The organism is Polaribacter sp. 2405UD43-2 (assembly GCF_058147125.1).
Genome location: NZ_JBYVJX010000021.1, coordinates 1 through 1,269, shown reverse-complemented (window position 1 = coordinate 1,269; position 1,269 = coordinate 1). Strand labels below are relative to the sequence as shown.

1 protein-coding gene is annotated in these 1,269 nt (G+C 30.7%); it reads left to right on the top strand.

The features are described 5' to 3' along the window. Positions 1 to 68 precede the first annotated feature (68 nt). Positions 69 to 1,231 (top strand): IS3 family transposase gene (locus ACY2RX_RS14585; protein ID WP_490104715.1). Its coding sequence is split into 2 segments (ribosomal slippage): positions 69 to 321 and positions 321 to 1,231, totalling 1,164 coding nucleotides; the frame shifts between segments, so codons are not numbered across the junction. The last annotated feature ends 38 nt before the right edge of the window (positions 1,232 to 1,269 follow it).

Genomic DNA, 1,269 nt, shown 5'->3' with positions numbered 1-1,269 from the left:
TGGACTTGTTACCTTTACTCGGACACAAAATTTAAGACTGTTTGTTACAAAACAAATATCTTAGAAACATGAAAAAACGTATTTACAGCAAAGAGTTTAAAGATCAAACCATCCGGTTAAGTTATCAGCGAGATAACATCAAAGCATTAGCAGATGAGTTAGATTTAGATCCACAAAGGATTTATAAATGGCGAAAAGCAGCAAAATCAGTCCAAAGCCCTAAGGAGAAAAAAATAATAAAAGATGATTCTTTAGAAATTAAAAGATTGCAAAAAGCGCTTAAAGAAAAAGAGTTAGAACTTGATATATTAAAAAAAGCCGTTCACATTTTCTCCAAGAACGATGGGAAGTCTATCAATTTATAGCTAGTTATCGACATTTATATCCTGTTGAGAAGATGTGTAAAGTATTAAAAGTAAGTAGGAGTAGTTATTATAGGTGGTATAGTCAAGGTCCATCCAAACGAGCGATAGAGCATAGTTTGTTTACTGATTTAATAAAAAAGGAATTTGATAAAAGTAAACAACGATATGGTTCTACTAGAATTGTAGCACAACTAAAGCGTAGTAATTATTGTATTTCTAGAACAAGAGTAGCTAAAATTATGCGTGAGAATAATTGGATTAGTAAACATCGAAAGAGATTTAAAGCAACTACTACAGATTCTAATCATAAATATCCCATTTGCAGGAATTTGTTAGATAGAAATTTTAATCCTAGCGGCTTGAATCAAGTTTGGGTATCTGACATTACCTATATTAAAACTAAAAAGGGATGGTTGTATTTAACTATTATCATCGATTTATATGACAGACAAATTATAGGTTGGTCATTAAGTACTAGTCTACATACAAATCAAACCATTATACCAGCTTGGAAAATGGCAATTAATAAACGTACGGTAATAGAACCTTTACTTTTTCATTCTGATAGAGGCATACAATATGCCTCAAAAGAGTTTAGAAAACTCATCACATATAACCCTTTGATTACACAATCTATGAGTAGGAAAGGAAACTGTTGGGATAATGCCGTAGCAGAATCTTTCTTTAAGACATTAAAAGTAGAACTAGTTTATGATGAGGAATTTAAAACTATAGAACAAGCCAAAGATAGCATCTTTGAGTATATAGAAATATGGTATAACAAAAAACGATTACACTCTTTTTTGGAATATAAAACTCCATATGAAGTTGAACAAGAAATTAATCAATTCAAATATGTAGCATAGGTCTTAGAAAATTTGTCCGACTTTTAGTTGCAAGTCCA